General features: G+C 48.3%; 21 protein-coding genes. 9 read left to right on the top strand and 12 right to left on the bottom strand.

Annotated features, from left to right (window positions below):
* The first annotated feature begins 116 nt into the window (after window positions 1-116).
* On the top strand, window positions 117-722 hold the full coding sequence (gene yyaC, locus FA954_RS01370) for a spore protease YyaC (RefSeq protein WP_082240796.1): 606 nt from the start codon (window positions 117-119) through the stop codon (window positions 720-722).
* Between the two features lie 94 nt (window positions 723-816).
* Here the strand turns inward: yyaC and FA954_RS01365 are convergent, their stop codons facing one another.
* From FA954_RS01365 to noc, 4 genes are all read right to left on the bottom strand, one after another.
* Entirely contained in the window at window positions 817-1,956 is a 1,140-nt protein-coding gene (locus FA954_RS01365; protein WP_049720740.1) for an aminotransferase class V-fold PLP-dependent enzyme, read from the bottom strand.
* A gap of 21 nt (window positions 1,957-1,977) precedes the next feature.
* The gene (locus FA954_RS01360; protein ID WP_037998216.1) at window positions 1,978-2,847 is read right to left on the bottom strand and encodes a ParB/RepB/Spo0J family partition protein; all 870 of its coding nucleotides are present in this window, start codon (window positions 2,845-2,847) and stop codon (window positions 1,978-1,980) included.
* Window positions 2,834-3,604 carry a ParA family protein gene (locus FA954_RS01355; RefSeq protein ID WP_049720741.1) on the bottom strand — a complete coding sequence of 257 codons (771 nt, stop codon included), beginning with the start codon at window positions 3,602-3,604 and terminating at the stop codon, window positions 2,834-2,836. Before FA954_RS01355 ends, FA954_RS01360 begins: the two co-directional genes overlap by 14 nt.
* Before the next feature lie 188 nt (window positions 3,605-3,792).
* Window positions 3,793-4,629: a nucleoid occlusion protein gene (gene noc / locus FA954_RS01350; protein ID WP_220215077.1), complete on the bottom strand. Its 837-nt coding sequence runs from the start codon at window positions 4,627-4,629 to the stop codon at window positions 3,793-3,795.
* A 420-nt stretch (window positions 4,630-5,049) separates the two neighbouring features.
* On the opposite strand from noc, the gene FA954_RS01345 reads away from it, so the two are divergent.
* Together FA954_RS01345 and FA954_RS01340 are read left to right on the top strand one after the other, a co-directional pair.
* Entirely contained in the window at window positions 5,050-6,240 is a 1,191-nt protein-coding gene (locus FA954_RS01345) for a ParM/StbA family protein (protein ID WP_037998222.1), read from the top strand.
* A gap of 173 nt (window positions 6,241-6,413) precedes the next feature.
* On the top strand, window positions 6,414-7,772 hold the full coding sequence (locus FA954_RS01340; RefSeq protein WP_049720743.1) for a hypothetical protein: 1,359 nt from the start codon (window positions 6,414-6,416) through the stop codon (window positions 7,770-7,772).
* 69 nt (window positions 7,773-7,841) lie between these two features.
* Here FA954_RS01340 and rsmG read toward each other — a convergent pair whose 3' ends face one another.
* The 8 genes from rsmG to rpmH all read right to left on the bottom strand — a co-directional run bounded on the left by rsmG (window position 7,842) and on the right by rpmH (window position 14,299).
* Window positions 7,842-8,561, bottom strand: coding sequence for a 16S rRNA (guanine(527)-N(7))-methyltransferase RsmG (gene rsmG, locus FA954_RS01335; RefSeq protein WP_037998227.1), 720 nt, complete (start codon window positions 8,559-8,561; stop codon window positions 7,842-7,844).
* A gap of 37 nt (window positions 8,562-8,598) precedes the next feature.
* Window positions 8,599-10,503, bottom strand: coding sequence for a tRNA uridine-5-carboxymethylaminomethyl(34) synthesis enzyme MnmG (mnmG, locus tag FA954_RS01330; RefSeq protein WP_037998229.1), 1,905 nt, complete (start codon window positions 10,501-10,503; stop codon window positions 8,599-8,601).
* 15 nt (window positions 10,504-10,518) lie between these two features.
* A complete protein-coding gene (gene mnmE, locus FA954_RS01325) occupies window positions 10,519-11,895 on the bottom strand; it encodes a tRNA uridine-5-carboxymethylaminomethyl(34) synthesis GTPase MnmE (protein ID WP_049720745.1) in 1,377 nt (458 codons plus the stop codon).
* 118 nt (window positions 11,896-12,013) lie between these two features.
* Window positions 12,014-12,646: an RNA-binding cell elongation regulator Jag/EloR gene (jag, locus tag FA954_RS01320; RefSeq protein WP_037998235.1), complete on the bottom strand. Its 633-nt coding sequence runs from the start codon at window positions 12,644-12,646 to the stop codon at window positions 12,014-12,016.
* On the bottom strand, window positions 12,643-13,398 hold the full coding sequence (locus tag FA954_RS01315) for a YidC/Oxa1 family membrane protein insertase (protein ID WP_231564651.1): 756 nt from the start codon (window positions 13,396-13,398) through the stop codon (window positions 12,643-12,645). The genes jag and FA954_RS01315 overlap by 4 nt, the downstream gene beginning before the upstream one ends.
* 24 nt (window positions 13,399-13,422) lie before the next feature.
* The gene (gene yidD / locus FA954_RS01310; protein WP_037998237.1) at window positions 13,423-13,668 is read right to left on the bottom strand and encodes a membrane protein insertion efficiency factor YidD; all 246 of its coding nucleotides are present in this window, start codon (window positions 13,666-13,668) and stop codon (window positions 13,423-13,425) included.
* A 15-nt stretch (window positions 13,669-13,683) separates the two neighbouring features.
* Window positions 13,684-14,037, bottom strand: coding sequence for a ribonuclease P protein component (rnpA, locus tag FA954_RS01305; RefSeq protein WP_037998238.1), 354 nt, complete (start codon window positions 14,035-14,037; stop codon window positions 13,684-13,686).
* 127 nt (window positions 14,038-14,164) lie between these two features.
* The gene (gene rpmH, locus FA954_RS01300; RefSeq protein ID WP_082240799.1) at window positions 14,165-14,299 is read right to left on the bottom strand and encodes a 50S ribosomal protein L34; all 135 of its coding nucleotides are present in this window, start codon (window positions 14,297-14,299) and stop codon (window positions 14,165-14,167) included.
* Window positions 14,300-14,843: 544 nt separating this feature from the next.
* Here rpmH and dnaA point away from each other — a divergent pair.
* The 6 genes from dnaA to gyrB all read left to right on the top strand — a co-directional run bounded on the left by dnaA (window position 14,844) and on the right by gyrB (window position 21,168).
* The gene (gene dnaA / locus FA954_RS01295; RefSeq protein ID WP_037998240.1) at window positions 14,844-16,199 is read left to right on the top strand and encodes a chromosomal replication initiator protein DnaA; all 1,356 of its coding nucleotides are present in this window, start codon (window positions 14,844-14,846) and stop codon (window positions 16,197-16,199) included.
* 238 nt (window positions 16,200-16,437) lie between these two features.
* Window positions 16,438-17,571 (top strand): DNA polymerase III subunit beta, encoded by a 1,134-nt coding sequence (gene dnaN / locus FA954_RS01290; RefSeq protein WP_049720747.1) that lies wholly within the window; start codon window positions 16,438-16,440, stop codon window positions 17,569-17,571.
* A 41-nt stretch (window positions 17,572-17,612) separates the two neighbouring features.
* Window positions 17,613-17,828, top strand: a complete 216-nt coding sequence (gene yaaA / locus FA954_RS01285; protein ID WP_049720748.1) for a S4 domain-containing protein YaaA — start codon at window positions 17,613-17,615, stop codon at window positions 17,826-17,828.
* 15 nt (window positions 17,829-17,843) lie between these two features.
* Window positions 17,844-18,962, top strand: coding sequence for a DNA replication/repair protein RecF (gene recF / locus FA954_RS01280; RefSeq protein WP_037998245.1), 1,119 nt, complete (start codon window positions 17,844-17,846; stop codon window positions 18,960-18,962).
* 32 nt (window positions 18,963-18,994) lie between these two features.
* Window positions 18,995-19,210 carry an extracellular matrix regulator RemB gene (gene remB, locus FA954_RS01275; RefSeq protein ID WP_197052019.1) on the top strand — a complete coding sequence of 72 codons (216 nt, stop codon included), beginning with the start codon at window positions 18,995-18,997 and terminating at the stop codon, window positions 19,208-19,210.
* 44 nt (window positions 19,211-19,254) lie between these two features.
* A complete protein-coding gene (gene gyrB / locus FA954_RS01270; RefSeq protein WP_037998248.1) occupies window positions 19,255-21,168 on the top strand; it encodes a DNA topoisomerase (ATP-hydrolyzing) subunit B in 1,914 nt (637 codons plus the stop codon).
* The last annotated feature ends 8 nt before the right edge of the window (window positions 21,169-21,176 follow it).

The following is a 21,176-nucleotide window of genomic DNA, read 5'->3' as shown; positions in this document are numbered from 1 at the left end:
CATTTTAAAAGAATCCGCCTTATTTTACGCCTGTGGGACTTTTCGGCATGTATATTTTCTTCTCTCCAGCCGTATACTGAATTTGAGATTTCAGAGTAAAGGAAGGGATCCCCCGAATGCGAGAAACGATGCCTCCGCGGTTCAGCGCGAAACCCCCCGGCCTTTTTCGGGTGGAATACAGTGATCCGTATGCTCCACATCAATTTTCAAGCCAATTGCAAAAATTAATGTCTGTTTTTTTTCCATTTGAAGAAGTCGTCTGTGTCTCCATCGGGACGGACCGTTCCACGGGGGATGCGTTGGGTCCGCTGGTCGGCTCCCTTTTGGAGAAAGATCTTCCCGATTCACTTTCGGTGTACGGAACACTGGATGCGCCCGTTCATGCACTCAATTTGAAACAAACCCTTTCAAAGATTAAAGACGCTCACCCTCATGCACTGATCATTGGCATCGATGCGTGTCTCGGACAAATGAAAAACGTGGGTTGGATTCAAGCGGGGCCGGGGCCTGTGAAACCCGGGGCCGGCGTCCATAAAAAATTGCCGGAAGTGGGCCAGATTCATATCACCGGCATCGTCAACGTGGCAGGATTTATGGAATACTTTGTCCTGCAGAATACGAGGCTGAATCTGGTCATGAAAATGGCCGAGCTGATTTCCTCATCCATCAGACGAGCCGTGTGCAATCTGTCGGAAGAAAAACCTGTGTATTTGCAACCATAAAAAAGGCGCCTTTTTCGGCGCATGACGCGTGGGAAAGTCCTTTCCCAAAACAGCCGGAACACTCTTGCGGCAGGACGGCAAAACTTGTGGAGATTTACAGGGAATAGGCCTTACTGATTTCCCGCACCGCAGCAAGCAATTGATCCACTTCATCCCCGGTGTTGAAATACCCCGGACTCACCCGTACCGTTCCTGTTTTCGTCTTCAGACCGCGATGTTTCAGTGCCGCACAATGAAAACCCGCGCGCACCGCCATTTGATAATGCTGATCCAAGATCATGGCCACTTCATGACTGTCCACACCCTGAACATTAAATGAAATCACAGGCAAAGCGGGCGGGGCGTCCGTCACCAGTTCCACCCCGTCGATCCCCCTCAATCCTTCCCAAAGCTGCCGGGTCAAAGCTTGTTCATGCTCACAGACCGCCTCGACACCGGTTTTTAATAAAAAATCAACCCCTTTTCCCAATCCCGCAACTCCGGGGGTATTGGGAGTGCCGCTTTCAAAACCCGTCGGACGGATTTGCGGCTGTTCCATCTCTTCCGATTTCGTCCCGGTTCCCCCTTGCATCCAGGGAGTTAACGGAACATTCGGGGCCACATATAAACCTCCCGTTCCTTGCGGTCCCAATAAGCTTTTGTGTCCGGGAAATGCCAGCATGTCAATGGGCATTTGATCGAGTTGGTACGGAAACAAACCGGCGGTTTGGGCTGCATCCACCAGATAATAAATCCCCTGTTCACGGGCGAACTCTCCGATTTCCAACACCGGCAGGCATTCTCCCGTTACATTGGATCCATGGATGGTGACCAACAAGCGGGTATTTGGACGAATCTCTTGTTTGATCGCCGAAACCCAATCGCCATTGGCATCCACATCCACCACACTCACACCGATTCCGTGATGATCCTGCAACCAAAAGGCGGGGCGTGCCACGGCATTATGTTCCCATCCCGTGATCACCAAATGGTCCCCTTCTTTCAATAATCCTTTCAACGCCAGATTGATGGCATGGGTGGTGTTGAAACAAAACAACAGATGCTGTGGATCATGAACCCCCAGCAATTCAGACAGTCGTCCCCGCGTCCCTTCAATGATGTCTTCCGCTTTTCGGGCCAGTTGATGCCCGCCGCGCCCGGGATTGGCTCCCGCATGCATGATCGCTTGTTGCACAGCTTCCGCCACTTCCGGAGGTTTCGGCCAGCTGGAAGCCGCATTGTCAAAATAAATCATGGTTCGTTTCTCCTTTGACTGTTAATCCGTCATCACCTGATCCCGGTTTAACATTTCAATTAAACGTTCCAGTTCCCGTTCGGAATAATATTCGATTTCAATTTTTCCTTTTTTCTTTCCGTGTTTAATGCGCACCGGCGTGCTGAACACTTGCTGTAACATGTTTTCATATTGTTTGATAAAAGGATCTGCCGCTTTCTTCTTTTTCTTTTCCTTTTTCGGAACGGATTGATTCAATTGCTGCACCCATTCCTCCAGTTGGCGGACACTGGGCTTTTCTTTTTTTGCTTTTTCCGCCAGTTTCTTCATTAAATCACGGTCTTTGATCCCCAATAATGCCCGGGCATGCCCCATGGACAATGTTCCACGTGAAACATCCTCCTGAATCTCCGGCGGCAGTTGAAGCAAACGAAGGAAATTCGCGACATGAGGCCGGCTTTTTCCAACCCGCGCCGCCAACTCTTCCTGCGTGATGGATAAATGCTCCATCAATTTTTGATAGGCACGCGCCATCTCAATGGGATTCAAGTCCTCCCTCTGAACATTTTCAACCAAAGCGATTTCCATCATCTGTTCATCGGTAAAATCGCGCACCACCACTGGAACCCGTTCCAGTCCGACTTCTTGGGCAGCCCGGAAACGACGCTCTCCCGCCACAATTTCATATCCGCGAATGCTTTTTCTTACGATTAACGGTTGGACAACCCCGTGTTGCTTAATGGACTCTGCCAATTCCTGCAGGGAGTCGGGATCAAACTCTTTACGAGGCTGATAAGGGTTGGCGCGCAACTCGGAAATCTCCGCTTCATGAACGGTTTCATCCCCGTCCTCCACATCAATCGGTTGAAACAGCGCACCCAATCCCCGTCCCAAACCTTTAGAATTGCTCATTATTCATCACCACTTCTCTGGCCAGTTGATTATAACATTCCGCACCCCGGGAGCGGGCATCATAAATCGTGATCGGCTTGCCATGGCTGGGAGCCTCACTCAGCCGGACATTCCGCGGAATCACCGTTTCATAAACTTTTTGTTGAAAATACTTTTTCACTTCTTCCATCACTTGGACTGACAGATTGGTGCGCCCGTCAAACATGGTCAACAACACACCTTCAATTTCCAGTCCCTTGTTCAAATGTTTTTGTACGATGCGAATTGTATTTAATAGTTGTCCCAATCCTTCCAAAGCATAAAACTCGCATTGGATGGGAATCAGGACAGATTTGGCAGCTGTTAACGCATTCAGCGTAATGATCCCCAACGACGGAGGACAATCGATAAAAATGTAATGATAATGTTGGGCTGCATTTTTCAATGCTCTTTTTAACCGCAATTCCCGTGAGATGGCCTGAGACAGTTCAATTTCAACCCCTGCCAACTGAATGGTTGCGGGAATAATCGATAAATTCTCAACCTCAGTGGGCAAAACCACCTTTTCTGCCGGAACTTCATCCACCAAAATGTCATATACACACTGCTTCACGTCCGCTTTGTTGATCCCGAGTCCACTGGTCGAGTTCCCCTGCGGATCAATATCCACCAGTAAAACCTTTTTCCCCATCGCCGCAAGGCTTGCCGCCAGATTGACTGAGGTTGTCGTTTTCCCAACGCCCCCCTTTTGGTTTGCAATTGCAATTACTTTGCCCATTCTCCCACCTCATTTTCGGACTTTTAGTTTTCCGAACCACACCGCAGAACCAGCCTATGTACGAAAAGAAAATGAGGCGAATCATTGCCTCACAGCCCCATCCGTTTCTTCTCTTATTTTAATGATAAAAAAGAAAGAAAAAAAGATAAAATCAAATTCATCATAACAGGAAGAAGATCCGTTTCCCGTCATTTGGGAAGGCGGATGACCACTTCAACGAAATGTTCATGTTCCCGTTCATCCACCATGACATCCATGCCCGTTTTCTTCACCAGATCCACCGATTGGCGGATGGTGTTCATGGCAATGCGAAAATCACGCGTGACCGACTTGCGTTTGGCCTGCTGTTTCTTGGTTTCCTTGACCAGAAGCTTTTTGACCCGTTCTTCCGTCTGCTTTACATTCCAACCTTTGGCCAAAATCTCTTCCAGTACTTGTTTTTGCAAAAACCCCTCTTTTAACGGAAGGAGCGCCCGTGCATGACGTTCGGTGATCATCCGCTTCTGCAATGCTTCCTGCACCTCGGCCGGCAGCTGCAAAAGCCTCAATTTGTTGGCGATGGTGGACTGCCCTTTTCCCAACTTTTGCGCGAGGCCTTCCTGTGTCAATTGATGAATCTCCATCAACCGTTGATAAGCATGCGCTTCTTCAATGGCCGTCAATTCCTCGCGCTGCAAATTTTCAATGAGGGATGCCGCCGCCGCCTGATGATCATCCATTTCCCGAATCACTGCAGGAATCCGTTTCAGCCCCAATTTTTTTACCGCACGCAATCTGCGCTCACCTGCAACCAACTCATAACAGCGTTCGGTGCGGCGCACCACGACGGGTTGAATAATCCCGTGCATACGGATGGTTTGGCATAATTCATCAATTCGTTCCTCATCAAAAATCGTGCGGGGTTGATAGGGACTGGGTTCAATTTCGTCCACGGGAATCTGCATGACTTGATCGGGATGAACCTCTTGCTCTTGTTCTTGCTCTTTCTCTTTCAGACCGAATAATCTCGTGAAAGACTGTCTCATGAACACAGACACCACCTTACGGTCAACTCAGGTCACGGAATCACCTAATATACCTTTTCGCTTTGATCGTTCAACCCCCTTCTTTCCCGAAACATTATAGAAAAAGATTCACATGTTCCACGTGGAACATGACCGGTTTCGTTGTATGATATGAGAGGAAAGTTTATCATGCCAAACCCGTTCCTTTCACCATTTGGTTAAAAAACAGGGGAGAATCCGGAAACTTTATCGTGGAAAGAAAGGTCTGATACATCGACGCAAACCTTCTCCCCCTGCCTTTCGATATAAAAGAATTTACAAATCTAAAAAACCCGTTATAAGCTGGTGAAGATTCACTTTATTCTGTTGACCCTTTACCTTCACAATTGATAGAATCGTGGGAAGAAGGGGATTTCATCACTTGAGGAGGATATTTCAAAAATGAGCGTACCTGTATACATAGGAAATGACCAAGGATACTATGGTACCAAAGTAGTGACCCGGGCGAATGGAAAGTTTTATAAAATGTTCATCCGGAACATGGTTGTGCCAAACCGTGTGGGGGAAATCACCTATAACAACGATCCCCATAACATCATGTATCGGGAACATGAAGGGGACCGCGAATGGTTCTGCGGAAAGCTGGCCATTGAGCAAGCCGGGGATGACGAACTTTTCGATTCACACAAACGTCGTCTCTTCAGCCCGACCTGGTTCCGGGAACAAGAATACTTGATCATGTTCCGTGTCAGCACCGGCCTCATGCTGCAAGGATCGACGGAACCGGTCGTTGCGGTGGCCCTGCCGACGGACAACTACATCGATTACAAAGATGAATTGAAACGCCGTCTCATCGGGAAACACAGTTTTGAAGTGAAACAAGGGAACTTACCTTGGCGCAAAATCGAGTTTGAAATTAAACAGGAAAACCTTTTCGTTATCAGTCAACCCATGGCAACCTTGTTCCACATCGCCTTGGACCGCGAAGGAAAACTGCTCAATGAAGACTTGTTTATCCAAAAAGTGAGCATCAACGATTTGGGCTTTGGTACTTCGGACATCGAAACCCTGCACGGGGAAACGATCATCAAACGCCAAAGCTTCACCTCCCGCCATGCTATGTTGGGCGTTTACCAAAACCTGACGAAGCGCTTGCTTGAATTCACCCGGAACGCGGATAAAGACGGAAACGGAAAAGAGTATCCGTTATGGAGCCTGCCTAGGATCGTCCGTTCCGGCGAAATCAGTTTCAAAGGAAAATCATATGATGTCAGTGCCATCGTTCAGGAATCGATCAAGGAAGTGGGCGAAGCTTTGGTGGATGAAGTCTGGCACCGCCTGGATTATGGTGACGACATCACTTATATCATCCTCACCGGCGGAGCTTCGATTCCGTTCAAACCATTTTACCGGGAACGCTTCGGCGATAAACTGATCTTCTCCGAAGACTATGGAATCGAAGCCCAATTTGCCAACGGCTTCGGATTGTGCAAATTTGCCCAATCCAAAGCGCGCACCGCATCATCCAAAGAAATGATGGAAGCGGCAGCCTCCATTCACCAAGAGTTTAACGTTCCTGATAAATTCGGGGACACCCAGCAAAAGAAAGATCGGAAATCCGGGAAAAAATAAAAAAGCGATTCACCCCCCAAGGAAATCCTTGGGGGAAAACTTTTCATGGGCTTTCCATTGAGGAAATTTGTCAAATAAACAAAAAAAATTATAGAGATTGTCGCTGAAAAAAGAGATAATAATTGAGAAAGAAGGTTGGAAGGGATCAGGCGACTATAAGGAGGGTGGAGTAGATGTCACAATTTGAATCCCAATTCGATTGCATTCTTATCGGTACGGGCAATTCGGGAAAAGCGGCTGCCGATGCACTCAAAGAAAAGGGGAAAAACGCACTGTATATCGAATTGAAACCCGAGATGATTGCAACGTTAATCAGTCAACAAGCAGTCGGGCAATCCACCGGATCAAGCGACCCCTCCTCACGAACAGATACGCATGGAAACGGGGAAATCTTTGTACAAAAGCAAACCTTACATACCAATCATCTTGAAACCAACACATATACATTCCAAAGCAAACCGGTTGAAGATTTTTCTTATCAAACCGACTCTTTTTATGATGAATCGTCTCAGGCCGACCAAAGCTCCAGCGCCAAAGACATGGAGATCATCGAAGCTCAAAAAGTGGAATATGCGCCTCCCCACTATTCTTTTTTCACCAATCGCGGCCCTTTACGCAAAAAAACTTTGCGCCGTAAACAAAAGTTGAATTTCCAGGAACCATCGGAAACAGGGGATGAATATCCGGTATACCACTTGGAACGGGTTCAGTTGGGGGAAGAGGAAGAATCAAGCAACCACGGGGAAGATCCCTGGAATCCGCCTTTTATCGACGAAGATCAGGAAAAACAAGAAGAGATGCTTCTGGAAAGGGAACCAAAACTTCGCAAAAAACGGACAAACAATCAGTGGATCCATTCATTCAACCAGGATGCCGAGGAATCGCCGATGCAATCAGACCGTTCCTCTTTTTCGCCGGAAACGTACGGAACTTCGGATGACCCGTTTTCTTCCGACTCGTTCCCTGATTTTTATTCGAACGGATTCGATGCGGAGTCCGACAATAACCTTCCATCGGATTATTTCAAACCAAATGAACAAAGCAAAGACAACCCGTCAAACGAACTCGTCCCGTTTGAGCCTTTTTCGCCGCGCCGCCGGGTCCGCCAGGGAAAGCGAAGCCGATTGCAAAAAAAGCGGGGAGCACTTGCGGAAAAAACAAACCAATCATTGACGGAAAACCATCAACAACAAGGAAACCAGTCAATGCTGTTTTCAGAAGAACACGCCACCCATGAAAAGCACCCCATCTTTCCCAACGGTTCATCCGGTGTCCAATCCTTCGGGATTGAAGACAAGATCGAGGCGCAACAACCGGTTTCCGCTTTTCAAACGAATGAAAGTGAAGAATCTGCATCCAGTTTGAAACGGGATGACATTGAGTTTGAAGATGCTTATGGTGGCTACAGTTCGTGGGAAGAAATCATGACCCCTTATTCCCAAAACAGCCGGAAGCGCCAAGAAATCGATAAAATTGAGAAGAGAAAAATCGCTTTGCGTGGATTGCACAATTTAATCAATAATATGGGTTAATTAAAGAAGCCGAATCACTCCCTGACTCCAAGAGCATTCGGCTTTCTTTTTATATATGAAACAGACTTTTTAAACCAATGGTTGTTTGGCCGGTGTCCCTGCTTTCCGCGGATAAGCTTTGGGCGTATGATCCCGCTTTTTCATCCACAGCAGACTGCGCGTCCCCATCTCTTCCGGCAAACGAAACTGCTTCACATCCAGCGTCGTTTTCCCGAGGGTGTGCAAAGCCTTGCCCGCTTCTTCCATTTCCTCTCTCACATCCGGCCCTTTCATGGCGATGAAATGCCCCCCCACTTTGACAAACGGCAGGCAATATTCGGCCAATACATTTAACCGGGCGACCGCACGCGCCGTGGCCAAATCAAAACTTTGCCGGAATCCTTTTTTCTTTCCAAACTCTTCAGCCCGTCCATGAATGCATTCCACCCGGGTCAATCCCAATTCCCCCACAATTTCGTTTAAGAAGTTGACCCGTTTTTTCAGCGAATCCAACAAAACCACCTGCAAATGGGGAAAAGCAATCTTTAATGCCAATCCCGGGAAACCGGCACCAGTCCCCACATCGATCACGGACCGGACACGATTCAACGGAATGACGCGGGCCAAGGTTAATGAATCATAAAAATGCTTGATGTAGACTTCCTTTTCTTCCGTGATTGCCGTTAAATTCATCACTTTGTTTTTTTCAACCAAGAGCTCATAATACCGGTGGAACTGCCGGAGCTGTTCATGGGACAGATAAATGTCCCATTCCGCTGTTTCTTGTTGCAACCAACTCCCCCAATGCATCCCCTGAAACCTCCTTTAAAAAAGCCTGACAAACTTGTCAGGCTTGATTTTCCGATATGGCATAAGCTTTTCCGCCTTGCTCGATATGCACCATCAAAATGGATATGTCCGCAGGATTCACCCCGGAAATTCGCGAAGCCTGGCCCAAAGAAACCGGCTGTACTTCTTTTAATTTTTCCCGTGCTTCCGAAGAAATTCCCGAGATTTTGTCATAATCCACCCAATCGGGAATCCGTTTTTCTTCCATACGGCGCATTTTTTCAACTTGCTGGAGCGCTTTTTTGATATAACCTTCATATTTCAATTGAATTTCCACTTGCTCCATGACATCCGCCGGGAGCGGCTCAGGCGGCGGGGACATGCTGGCAATTTCTTTATATCCCAATTCGGGGCGTTTGATTAAGTTTGCCAGTTCCACCGCATTGTTGATCTCCGAGGTTCCCATTTCCTTCAGGATCGCTTGGACTTCCGGTTTCGGCCGGACTTTGGTTTCCCTCAGGCGTTGAATTTCCTTTTGGATCAATTCTTTCTTTTTGACAAACCGCTGATAACGCTCTTCCGGAATCAACCCGATTTCATAGCCCAATTCCGTCAAACGCAAATCCGCATTGTCATGCCGGAGCAACAAGCGGTATTCCGCCCGTGATGTCAACAGCCGGTACGGTTCATTGGTCCCTTTGGTGACCAGGTCATCAATCAAAACACCGATGTAAGCTTGCGAACGGTCCAAAATCACGGGTTCCTTGCCTTGCACTTTTCGGGCGGCATTGATTCCGGCCATGATGCCTTGTGCGGCCGCTTCTTCATAACCGGAAGTTCCGTTCAATTGACCCGCGGTAAACAAGTTTTTCACCAATTTTGTCTCCAACGAAGGCCAAAGTTGCGTCGGAACGATGGCATCATATTCGATGGCATAGCCGGTACGGAGCATTTCTGCCTTTTCCAGTCCTTTGATGGTGTGAAGCACTTTTAACTGGACATCTTCCGGCAAGCTGGTGGAAAGCCCTTGGACATACATTTCTTCCGTGTCCCGTCCCTCCGGTTCGATAAAAATCTGGTGCCGCCCTTTGTCGGCGAACCGGACGATCTTGTCTTCAATCGACGGACAATAACGGGGCCCCCGCCCTTCAATCATCCCGGAATACATGGGGGCGCGGTGCAAATTTTCCCGGATGTAACGGTGCGTCTCTTCATTGGTGTATGTCAGCCAGCAAGGCAGTTGATCAGTGATGTATTCCGTCGTTTCATAGGAGAAAGCCCGTGGTTCCTCATCTCCCGGCTGAATGGTCATCTTGCCGGTGTCAATGGATCGTTTATTCACCCGGGGCGGGGTGCCGGTTTTAAACCGGACCATTTCAAAACCGAGTTCTTTCAAATGATAAGCCAGTTGGATGGAAGGCTGTTGGTTATTCGGGCCGCTTTCATAACTGATATCCCCGATGATGATTTTGCCGCGCAAATAGGTTCCGGTCGTCAAAATCACCGTTTCGGACAGATAGCGGGTTCCGGTCCGGGTGATGACGCCTTTGCACACGCCGTCTTCCACAATCAGCTTTTCCACCATTCCTTGCTGCAAACGGAGATTGGGCGTTGATTCCAGGGTTTTCTTCATTTCTTGCTGATACAGCACTTTGTCGGCTTGTGCCCTTAACGCATAAACAGCCGGCCCTTTCCCCGTATTTAACATCCGCATCTGGATATGGGTTTTGTCAATATTTCTCCCCATTTCTCCACCCAGCGCATCAATCTCACGCACCACATGGCCTTTGGCCGGGCCCCCGATCGAAGGGTTGCATGGCATGTAAGCGATGGTATCCAAACTCAGGGTCAACAGCAGTGTGGAACAACCCATCCGGGCCGCGGCCAAGGCCGCTTCGCATCCGGCATGACCGGCACCGATTACAATCACGTCAAATTTTTGGGATTGGGATGCATCCCTCATCCTGCTCACCTCTCTTTATTTGCCCAAGCAAAATTGCGAAAAAATCTGGTCGATCAAATCTTCGGAGACGGAGTCCCCAATGACTTCGCCCAACGATTCCCAGGCATTTTTCAAATCAATCTCCACCATATCCAGCGGAACCCCCGAATCAATCCCTTCGATCACATCTTTCACACTTGTCAAAGCTCTGCGAAGCAAGTGGATATGCCGGGAATTGCTGACATACGTGGCATCGGCAAGTTCCACTTTTCCCAACTGAAACAGCCGGGTAATGGCTTCTTCCAAATCCTCTATTCCCCGGTCCTCTTTGACGGAAGCGGAAATAATCGGAACGTCGCCGGCCAAGCGCTTCACTTCATCCAATTCGATTTGCCGGGGCAAATCTGTTTTGTTCACAATGATGATCGAACTGTGCTCCTTAATCAGCGAAAGCAGCTCCCGGTCCAACGGGGTGAGGGGTTCGGCGTAATTTAACAAAAGCAACACCAAATCCGCCTGTTTCAATGCTTGGCGGGAACGTTCCACCCCGATCCGTTCCACCACATCCTCGGTCTCGCGGATTCCGGCTGTGTCCAACAGTTTGAGGGGAATTCCCCGCACATTGACAAATTCCTCAATCACATCCCGTGTGGTTCCCGGGATGTCGGTCACAATGGCCTTGTTTTCATGGGTCAAAGCATTCATCAGCGATGACTTGCCGACATTGGGACGCCCCACGATTGCCGTTTTGATTCCCTCCCGGTAAATTTTCCCTTGGCGGGCGGTTTGAAGCAACCGTTCAATTTCACCGGAAATGTAAACACAGCGCTCACGCAAAAATCCGGCCGTCATCTCTTCGGCGTCATACTCCGGATAATCCACATTGACCGCAAGATGGGCAAGGGTTTCCAAAATTTCGCTTCTCAGCCGTTGAATCAAACGGGAAAGTTTCCCGTCATGTTGGGACAGAGCCACTTTTGCGGCACGGTCCGTTTTGGCGCGGATCAAATCCATGACAGCTTCGGCCTGGGACAAATCAATCCGGCCATTTAAAAAAGCCCGTTTGGTAAACTCGCCAGGCTCCGCCAATCTTGCTCCATGATCCAACAGGATTTCCAACGTTTTTTGAACGGGAATCATCCCGCCATGACAACTGATTTCAACCACATCTTCCCGGGTGAATGTTCGTGGTGCGCGCATCACGGTCACCAGCACTTCATCGACCCGCTCTCCCGCTTCCGGATCCACGATATATCCGTAATGGACGGTATGCGAAGGCACCTTGTCCAGAGATTTTTTTCCTTGATATATCTGATCTGCAATCGAAATGGCATCGGGTCCGCTGACACGGATCACCGAAATGCCCCCTTCCCCCACGGGGGTGGAAATCGCTGCAATGGTATCGGTCTCCATTTTTTCACACTCCAACATGATTCCTAATACTTAATCTTAGCATAATCCGATTCATTCAATCAAAAAAATCGCCGAAACAAAAAACCCCCCTGAACGGGGAGTTTACGGGCGCCGTCTGCTATTGGTTTTTTCTTAAATCAATCACCACAGAGCGCCGGGGTTCTTTTCCGACACTGTATGTGGTTAAATCTTTTTCCCGCTGTACCAAGCGATGAATCATTTTCCGTTCGCTTGCGGACATCGGATGCAAGGTCACCTCTTTTTTCGTTTCACGGACTTTTTCCATCATCTTCGCCGCCAGGTGCTTTAACGACTCCTTCCGGCGACGGCGGTAATCTCCCGCATCCACCGTCACGCGAATGCCGTTATTGTATTTCCGCCAGACAACGGTTTGCACCAACGTTTGAATTGCATTTAACGTCCGGCCGTGTTTTCCGATCAGAAGAGACAAGTCCTCTCCTTTCAACACAAAGGAAATCTCCGCCGGCTCTTCCTTCATTTCGACTTGGCACGGCCAACCAATCCGCTCCACGATCCCCTTCAAAAATTGACAGGCATATTCCCCGGGGCTTTCCTTCCGGATGACGGAAACTTCCACGATGGCATCCCGTCTCCCGAAAATACCGAGGAATCCTTTTTTGGGCGGTTGGATCACTTCATACCCAATTTCACCGGGTGACACCTGTAACGCATCACATGCTTTTTCAATCGCCAATTCAACGGACCGGGCCCGCTCTATCCGTTTGCTCAACGAGTTGCACCCTTTACTTCATTTTTTTTATTCAGCTTCTGCAAAATGAGAGATTGGGCTATGGTGAAGATGTTCCCGTATACCCAGTATAAAGAAAGTGCGGACGGGAACTGATAGGCCAGGAAAAAGATCATAACCGGCATGATCCAGACCATTACTTTCATTTGCGGATTGCTTTGCGCTCCGGTAACAATAAACTGCAAGTACGTGGTAAACGCCGCGATCAAAGGCAGGATGAAATAAGGATCCGGACTTCCCAATTGCAGGTAAAGGAAACTGGATTCCTTGATATGCTCATTTCCCATGATCGCTTGGTAAAAAGCGAACAAAACGGGAATCTGAATCAATAAAGGCAAGCATCCGGCCATCGGGTTGATGTTGTGCTTTTGAAACAGCTTCATGGTTTCTTCTTGCATTTTTTGCGGATTTTTCTCGTACTTTTTGCGGATCTTCATCATTTCCGGCTGAATTTCCTGCATCCGCTGGGTGCTTTGTTGCTGTTTCCAGGTAAGCGGAAAGACGATCAGACGGACGAGAAAAGTCAGCACCAGAATCGACAATCCGTAATTTCCCAAAGCATCTTTAAAGATGTCCAGCAATTTGACCATCGGGATAACCAAGATCTGTTGAAAAAAGCTGGGATTGTTGTAATCGATCTTGTACCGGTTTTGATCGGGGGCACACCCCGAAAGGATGGTGACAGCCATAATCATCAGCAAGAGTACAGCAATCCCGCGCCTCCGTTTTTGCAAGGATAACTCCTCCTCATCTTCTCTTCAGTCTCTGAATCCATTTGTTTGCGGTTTCTTTTTTTCCGGCACATCATCAAATCCGCCCGGATGAAAAGGATGGCATTTCAACAGACGGATCAACGTATACCATCCCCCGACAACAAATCCGTGTCTCCGAAAGGCAATCAAAGCGTATTCCGAGCAGGTGGGAACGAAGCGGCAGACAGGGGGCTTAAGCGGTGAGATGACATAGCGATAAAATTGAATCAGACCGATGGCAATCCACTTCATTCCACTCCTCCTCCCCTATTCCGAAGGCTTTGACACAAAACATTTTCCCTTGCGAAACACGTGAAAAAGGCTGGATTTCACCTGTTTGTAATCCATTTGGGCAACGGGGTTTCGGGCGATGATAACGTAATCGGTTCCGGGTTTCAAATGGGAAACCCAATGCCTCGCCACCTCTTTGATCAAACGTTTGCACCGGTTGCGTATCACGGCATTCCCGACCTTTTTGCTCACGGAGATGCCGATACGCGGTGGCCCGGAAGGAGAACGGCCATACTGGATCACGACAAATTGCCGATTGGCAAAAGATTGACCGGCCTGAAAAACCCTCCGAAAATCTTTTCTCTTCTTCAGACGGTATTCCCGCTGCAATGAAAATCTCCTTCCTCGCTAAAATCCCCGTTTTTTCTTCACATTATAAAACAAAAAGAAGCAGATTAAACACTTTCAACGTGAATTAAATAGGAAAAAAGGCCACAAAACACGTGGCCGGCATTTATTAAGCAGATAATACTTTTCTTCCTTTTCTTCTGCGTCTTGCAAGAACACGACGTCCGTTTTTCGTGCTCATGCGTGCACGAAAACCGTGCTTGTTTTTACGTCTGCGGTTACTTGGTTGAAATGTGCGTTTCATTTTCATTCCCCTGGTTCCCCATCACTCAGCCACGGCAAATTTGCCGGCTGAGGACCGCGTTCCAGGATACCTCCCTTCTTTCAATCAAGTCCGTGAATAACCGATGGACAATCTCTATCATTATAGACAGCATCGGCAATCACTGTCAAGAATCCGGCCGGATCCACTCCTGTTTATCCACATGTGGATAAATTTTTCATTATCCACCCGTTATCCCAAAATTATCCACGATTTATCCACAAATCCCCTGGTGTGGATAACAAGGTTTTTTCCGCTTTGTGAATTGTGGATAACTCACTATTTTTCATTGTAAATATTGGTATATTTTGATATTCTATTCTTGTTTTCCTGTGGATAAATATGTTGCGGAGCAGTGAATATCCACAGTTGTGGATAATCCGGGAGATCATTTAACCACAAGTTGTGGAAAAAAGTATCCACAGCCTGTGGATAATGTGAATAAATGCAATAGACTCTGATGCATCGTCGCTTTTGACTGTGGATAAGTATTGTTCATTTTTTTGTCAGGAAGGAGGTTCTTTGGGTGATTCACATCCAAGAATTATGGTCCCAAACGTTGGATTCCATCCAAAACAAAATCAGCAAGCCCAGTTTTGAAACCTGGCTCAAGGCGACTGAAGCCATCAACATGGAAAATGACATCCTGATCGTTTGTGCCCCCAATGATTTTGCCCGGGACTGGCTGGAATCGCGCTATGCCGATTTGGTGCGGGACACCTTGAAAGAAGTGACCGGCGGTTCAAAAATTGGCGTGAAATTTGTCAGCCAGACCCAGGAAAAAAACCATCATGAATCCTTAAAAGAACCGCAACAACCGGCGGCGGAAAACGTGGAAGACGAAAAAGACCCCGGCTCCCAACTGAATCCGAGGTACACTTTTGACACATTTGTCATCGGTTCCGGGAACCGGTTTGCCCATGCGGCTTCCCTGGCTGTGGCCGAAGCGCCTGCCAAAGCATACAACCCTTTGTTCATCTACGGTGGCGTCGGCCTTGGAAAAACACACTTGATGCATGCCATCGGTCATTATGTACTGAAACATGATCCGTCCAGCCGGGTGGTGTACATCTCATCCGAAAAATTCACCAATGAATTTATCAATTCGATCCGGGATAACAAAACGATCCAATTCCGGAACAAATACCGTTCCGTGGATATCTTGTTGATCGACGACATTCAGTTTTTGGCGGGAAAAGAACAGACCCAGGAAGAGTTTTTCCACACCTTTAACGCTTTGCATGACGCCAATAAACAAATCATTATCTCCAGCGACCGGCCGCCCAAGGAAATCCCCACGCTGGAAGACCGTTTGCGCTCACGCTTTGAATGGGGTCTGATCACCGATGTGCAACCGCCGGATTTGGAAACGCGGATCGCGATCTTGCGAAAGAAAGCAATAGCTGATAATTTAGATGTTCCAAGTGAAGTCCTTGCATTTATCGCGGATCGCGTGGATACAAACATTCGTGAACTGGAAGGTGCGTTAATCCGGGTTGTGGCTTATTCAGCTCTCTTGAATCAACCCATCACTCCCGATCTGGCACTGGAGGCACTGAAGGATATCATGCCCGATTCAAAGCCAAGAATGCTCAGCATTCATATTATTCAACAGACGGTCTGTGATTATTACCGTCTCCGCATAGAGGATTTGAAAAGTAAAAAGCGAACAAAGTCGGTGGCATTTCCAAGACAGATCGCTATGTATCTGTGCCGGGAAATGACAGAGTTCTCTTTGCCGAAAATCGGGGAAGATTTTGGAGGGCGCGATCATACAACCGTGATTCATGCACATGAGAAAATCAGCCGCATGATCGAAGAAGACCCCCAAGTCAAAGAAGTGATCAAGCAGTTGAAACAACAACTTCAACGCAAAGCTTAAAAGCAACGCCTGTGGAAACTGTGGATAAGGTGTACAAGCTTATGCACACTTTCTCCACAGCCGGCAATCCGCTTTACACCTGGTCCAAACCCGGTTTTCCACATTATCCACAATCCCTACTACTAGTGCTACTGCAATTTTAAAAAATAAATATATGTACAAGCGTCCTGCTTTATGCATGCCTGTCATGTTTTTCCCAAAACAATTTTTGGTTCTATCACCATCAAGGAGGATCGATATGAAATTCCGTGTCATCAAATCAGCATTGGTTGATGCTGTTTCTCAAGTATCCAAAGCGGTTTCTTCCAAAACAACCATTCCCATTCTCACCGGGATTAAAATTGCTGTGGATGAAGATGGGCTCACTCTGACCGGAAGCAATTCGGACATCACCATTCAGGTGCATGTTCCCGTCAAAAAAGAGGACTTGGATCAGGTGTTCGTGGAAAAAATAGGTAGTATCGTACTCCCCGGACGCATCTTTGGCGAGCTTGTCCGCAAATTGCCCGGAGATGAAGTGGAATGGATCACCAATGATCAATTCCAAACCACCATCCGATCGGATATGGCGGAATTTCAACTGAACGGACTGGATCCGGTGGAATATCCGCGCTTGCCGCACTTATCCACAGAGCAGATGTTCAGTATTTCCGCCGATGCACTCAAATCCCTGATCCGGCAAACTGGATTTGCCGTGGCCGCCAAAGAAGCGCGGGGCGTATTGACCGGAGTGCTGTTCCAACTTGAAAATGGGGTGTTGACTTGCATCGCCACGGACAGCCACCGTTTGTCCAAACAACAGGCCCAAGTGGAAGCTTCCCCGGAAGTGACACTGAAAAATGTGATTGTCCCGGGCAAAAGCTTGTCGGAATTGGCCAAGACCCTGGGGGATTATTCCGGATATGTGGATATCCTGATCGCGGAAAATCAAATTCTGGTAAAAACCGATGAATTCTCGTTTTATTCCCGTTTGTTGGACGGGACCTATCCCGACACCAACCGGGTGATTCCCGAACGTGGTGAGACGGAACTCGTTTCCTCCACCAAGGAATTGTTACAATCCGTTGATCGTGCATCCCTAATCAGTCGGGATGGCCGGGATAATGTGATAAAATGGACTATAAAAGACGGAAAAGTGGAAGTTCACTCCACCGCCCAGGATATTGGAAGCGTCTCTGAAGAAGTGAATGCCAAGGTGAACGGGCCGGAAATGAGCATCTCTTTTAATGCGCGTTACATGATGGAAGCTCTCCGCTCCATTGAAAGCGATGAAATCCGGATTCAATTCACAGGCGCGATGACACCGTTTATGATCCAACCGACAGACCGGGATGACTCGCTCCATCTGATCGTACCGGTCCGCACCCGTTAGGACGGACCGGCACGGATGACGCCCGAAAAGGAGGATTGGGATTGGAATCCATCAAGATTGACACACCGTACATCACATTGGGGCAACTCTTAAAACGCCTGGATGTGATCGACAGCGGCGGGCAAGCCAAGTACTTTTTGCAAGAGGAAACGGTAAAAGTCAACGGCGAAGTGGAAACGAGACGGGGGAGAAAAATTTATCCCCGGGATCAAGTGGATATCTCCGGGTTCGGGTCCGTGGTCGTGTCGGACCGGTAAGGGAGGATCTTCGTTTTGCGTGTCCAAACCCTGGAATTGAAACAGTACCGAAACATTGAGAAACTTCATCTGCATTGTCCGGAGGAGCTTCATTTCTTTGTCGGCCCCAATGCCCAAGGGAAAACCAACATCCTCGAATCCCTTTATGTCCTTGCGCTTGGCAAATCACACCGCACACGGACTCATAAAGAACTGATCCGTTTCGGCCAAAAGGCATCGTTCATCAAGTGCAGAGTAAAAAAAGGAAATGAGATCCAGCGTCTGGAAATCAGTTTATCGGACAAAGGAAAAAAAGTGAGTCGGAACGGGGTTGAACAAAGGAAGTTGAGTCAGTATATCGGCTCGCTTCCTGCCGTCCTCTTTGCGCCGGAGGATCTGGCGCTGGTCAAAGGAAGCCCGCAGGTTCGACGCCGTTTTTTAGATATGGAGATTGGCCAGGTAAGTCCTCAATATGTGCATGATTTGTCGCAATTAAACAAATTGCTCGTGCAGAGAAACAGCCTGTTGAAACAACTTTCCCGGCAAAAGCAGGAGGATTCCCCTTTATTGGAGGTATTGGATGAACAATTTGCCGCTTTGTCCGTCCATTTATGGAAAAAAAGAAAACAGTTTTTAAAATCCCTCACCCGATGGGCGCGTGAAATTCATCAGGCCATTACGCAACAGCCGGAGGAGCTGGTAATCAAGTACCGCCCTTCTTTTCCTTTGCCCGAACCATCCGGGCCGGATGAATGGGCGGAGATTTTGCGGTCGGAACTGAAAAAAAACCGCCAAAAAGAAGTGATGCGGGGAAGTACCGCCATCGGGCCGCAACGGGATGACATCCGGTTGTTTCTGGGAGAGATGGATCTTCATCATTACGGTTCCCAGGGACAGCAACGAACCGCCGCCTTGTCGCTCAAGCTGGCGGAAATCGAATTGATTCATCAGGAAATCGGTTATTATCCCATATTATTATTGGATGATGTGTTGTCCGAATTGGATGACATGCGCAAAACGCATTTATTGAAGGCCATTTCCGGACGTGTCCAAACTTTTGTGACCACCACCGGTTTGGACGGGATCCATCCGGATATCTTATCCGGAGCCAAAATCTATCAGGTGAAGCAAGGACAGATTACGGAATCGGGGTGAAAGAAGTGTTTATCCACTTGGGTGGAAGCCGGATGATTTGCATTCGCGAAGTGATCGCCATATTGGACGCCAATGTTGCGAAGAGTGCAACGCCACCGTTTTTGAACGCTTGCCATCAGAAAAAGAAAATTGAACATTTGTCTCCTGACGAAATCAAATCGTATGTGATCACCACACATCACATCTATGCATCGCCCATTTCTTCAACCACATTGAAAAAACGGGCCGATCTGACTCAAAAGATATAGAACCGAGTTTATCAGTTATGGAAGAAGGAAGCAGGTGACCGAGAGTGTCCATTCAACAAACAAATTATGATGAAACACAAATTCAGGTGTTAGAAGGTCTGGAAGCCGTACGAAGGCGGCCGGGAATGTATATTGGTTCCACTTCCAGCCGCGGTCTCCATCATTTGGTGTGGGAAGTGGTGGACAACAGTATCGATGAAGCACTGGCCGGCCGTTGTGATACCATTCAGGTGATTGTCAATGAAGACAACAGTGTGACCGTGATTGACAACGGAAGCGGGATTCCTGTCGGGATCCACCCGAAAATGGGCCGTCCGGCGGTGGAGGTTGTGATGACGGTCCTTCATGCCGGGGGTAAATTCGGCGGAGACGGATACAAATTTTCCGGCGGTTTGCACGGTGTGGGGGTTTCTGTTGTCAATGCGTTGTCGACATGGCTGTCGGTCGAAGTGAAGCGTGACGGGAAAATCTATCATCAACGTTATCAACGAGGGGTTCCGGATGCGGATTTGGAAGTGATCGGAGAAACAGAGGAAACAGGGACCAAAATCACCTTTAAACCGGATCCCGAGATCTTCACGGAAACCACCGAGTTTGATTTCAACATTTTGCAAAACCGTCTGCGCGAACTTGCTTTCTTAAACGGCGGCGTAAAGATCATTTTAAAGGATTTGCGCGGCGAAGAAGAAAAAGAAGTGGTTTTTCAGTTTGAAGGCGGAATCCGGTCTTTTGTGGAGCATTTGGACCGGAATCGCGAAGTGTTGAATCAACCGCCGGTATACATTCAGGGGGAACGGGATTCCATCCTGATTGAAATCGCTTTGCAATACAACGACTCTTTTACATCCAACATCTATTCTTATGCCAATAACATCCACACGCACGAGGGCGGTACGCATGAAGCCGGCTTTAAATCGGCTCTGACGCGCGTGATCAATGATTATGCCCGCCGGAACAACCTTTTGAAGGATAATGACAGCAATTTGACCGGGGACGACGTGCGGGAAGGCTTGACCGCCATTATCAGCGTGAAAATTATGGATCCTCAGTTTGAAGGGCAAACCAAAACCAAACTGGGGAACAGCGAAGCCCGTTCCGCAACCGAGCAGCTCTTTGCCGATCATTTCCAAACCTATTTGGACGAGCATCCCGCGGAAGCGAAAAAGATTATTAACAAAGCCGTGATGGCGTCCCGTGCCCGCCAGGCCGCCCGCAAAGCCCGGGAATTGACACGGCGCAAAAACGCGTTGGAGGTCAGTGCATTGCCCGGGAAACTGGCGGATTGCACCTCCCGCAGCGCTCAGGACAGCGAGCTTTTCATTGTGGAGGGGGATTCTGCCGGCGGTACCGCAAAACAAGGACGGGACCGGATGTTCCAAGCCATTTTGCCATTGAAAGGAAAAATCATCAATGTGGAGAAAGCACGACTGGACCGGGCGCTTTCCAATGATGAGATTCGCACCATCATTACGGCATTGGGAACCGGAATCGGCGATGATTTCAATATTGAAAAGGCCCGTTATCACAAAATCATCATTATGACGGATGCCGACGTCGACGGTGCCCACATCCGGACTTTGCTGCTCACCTTCTTTTACCGGTACATGCGTCCGTTGATTGAACATGGATATGTCTATATTGCCCAACCGCCTCTGTATAAAATTACGCAAGGCAAAAAGATCCGGTATGCGTTCAATGACAAGATGAAAGATGAAATCGTGGCCGAGCTCCAAGGGAAAGGGAAAATCGAGATCCAACGGTACAAAGGGTTGGGGGAAATGAACGCCACCCAGCTGTGGGAAACCACCATGGATCCGGAAAGCCGCACCTTGCTCCGTGTTTCTTTGCAAGATGCCATGGATGCCGATGAAGTGTTTGAAATGTTGATGGGAGACCGCGTGGCACCGCGTCGGGAATTTATCAAGGAGTATGCACAACAGGCGAACCTTGATATTTAGGCGAGTGT

The sequence above is a fragment of the Thermoactinomyces vulgaris genome (genome assembly GCF_005886755.1).
In the GTDB taxonomy this organism is placed as follows: Bacteria; Bacillota; Bacilli; order Thermoactinomycetales; family Thermoactinomycetaceae; genus Thermoactinomyces; species Thermoactinomyces vulgaris.
Note: the sequence above shows the minus strand (reverse complement) of the source record. Positions and strands in the feature narration are given on the sequence as shown.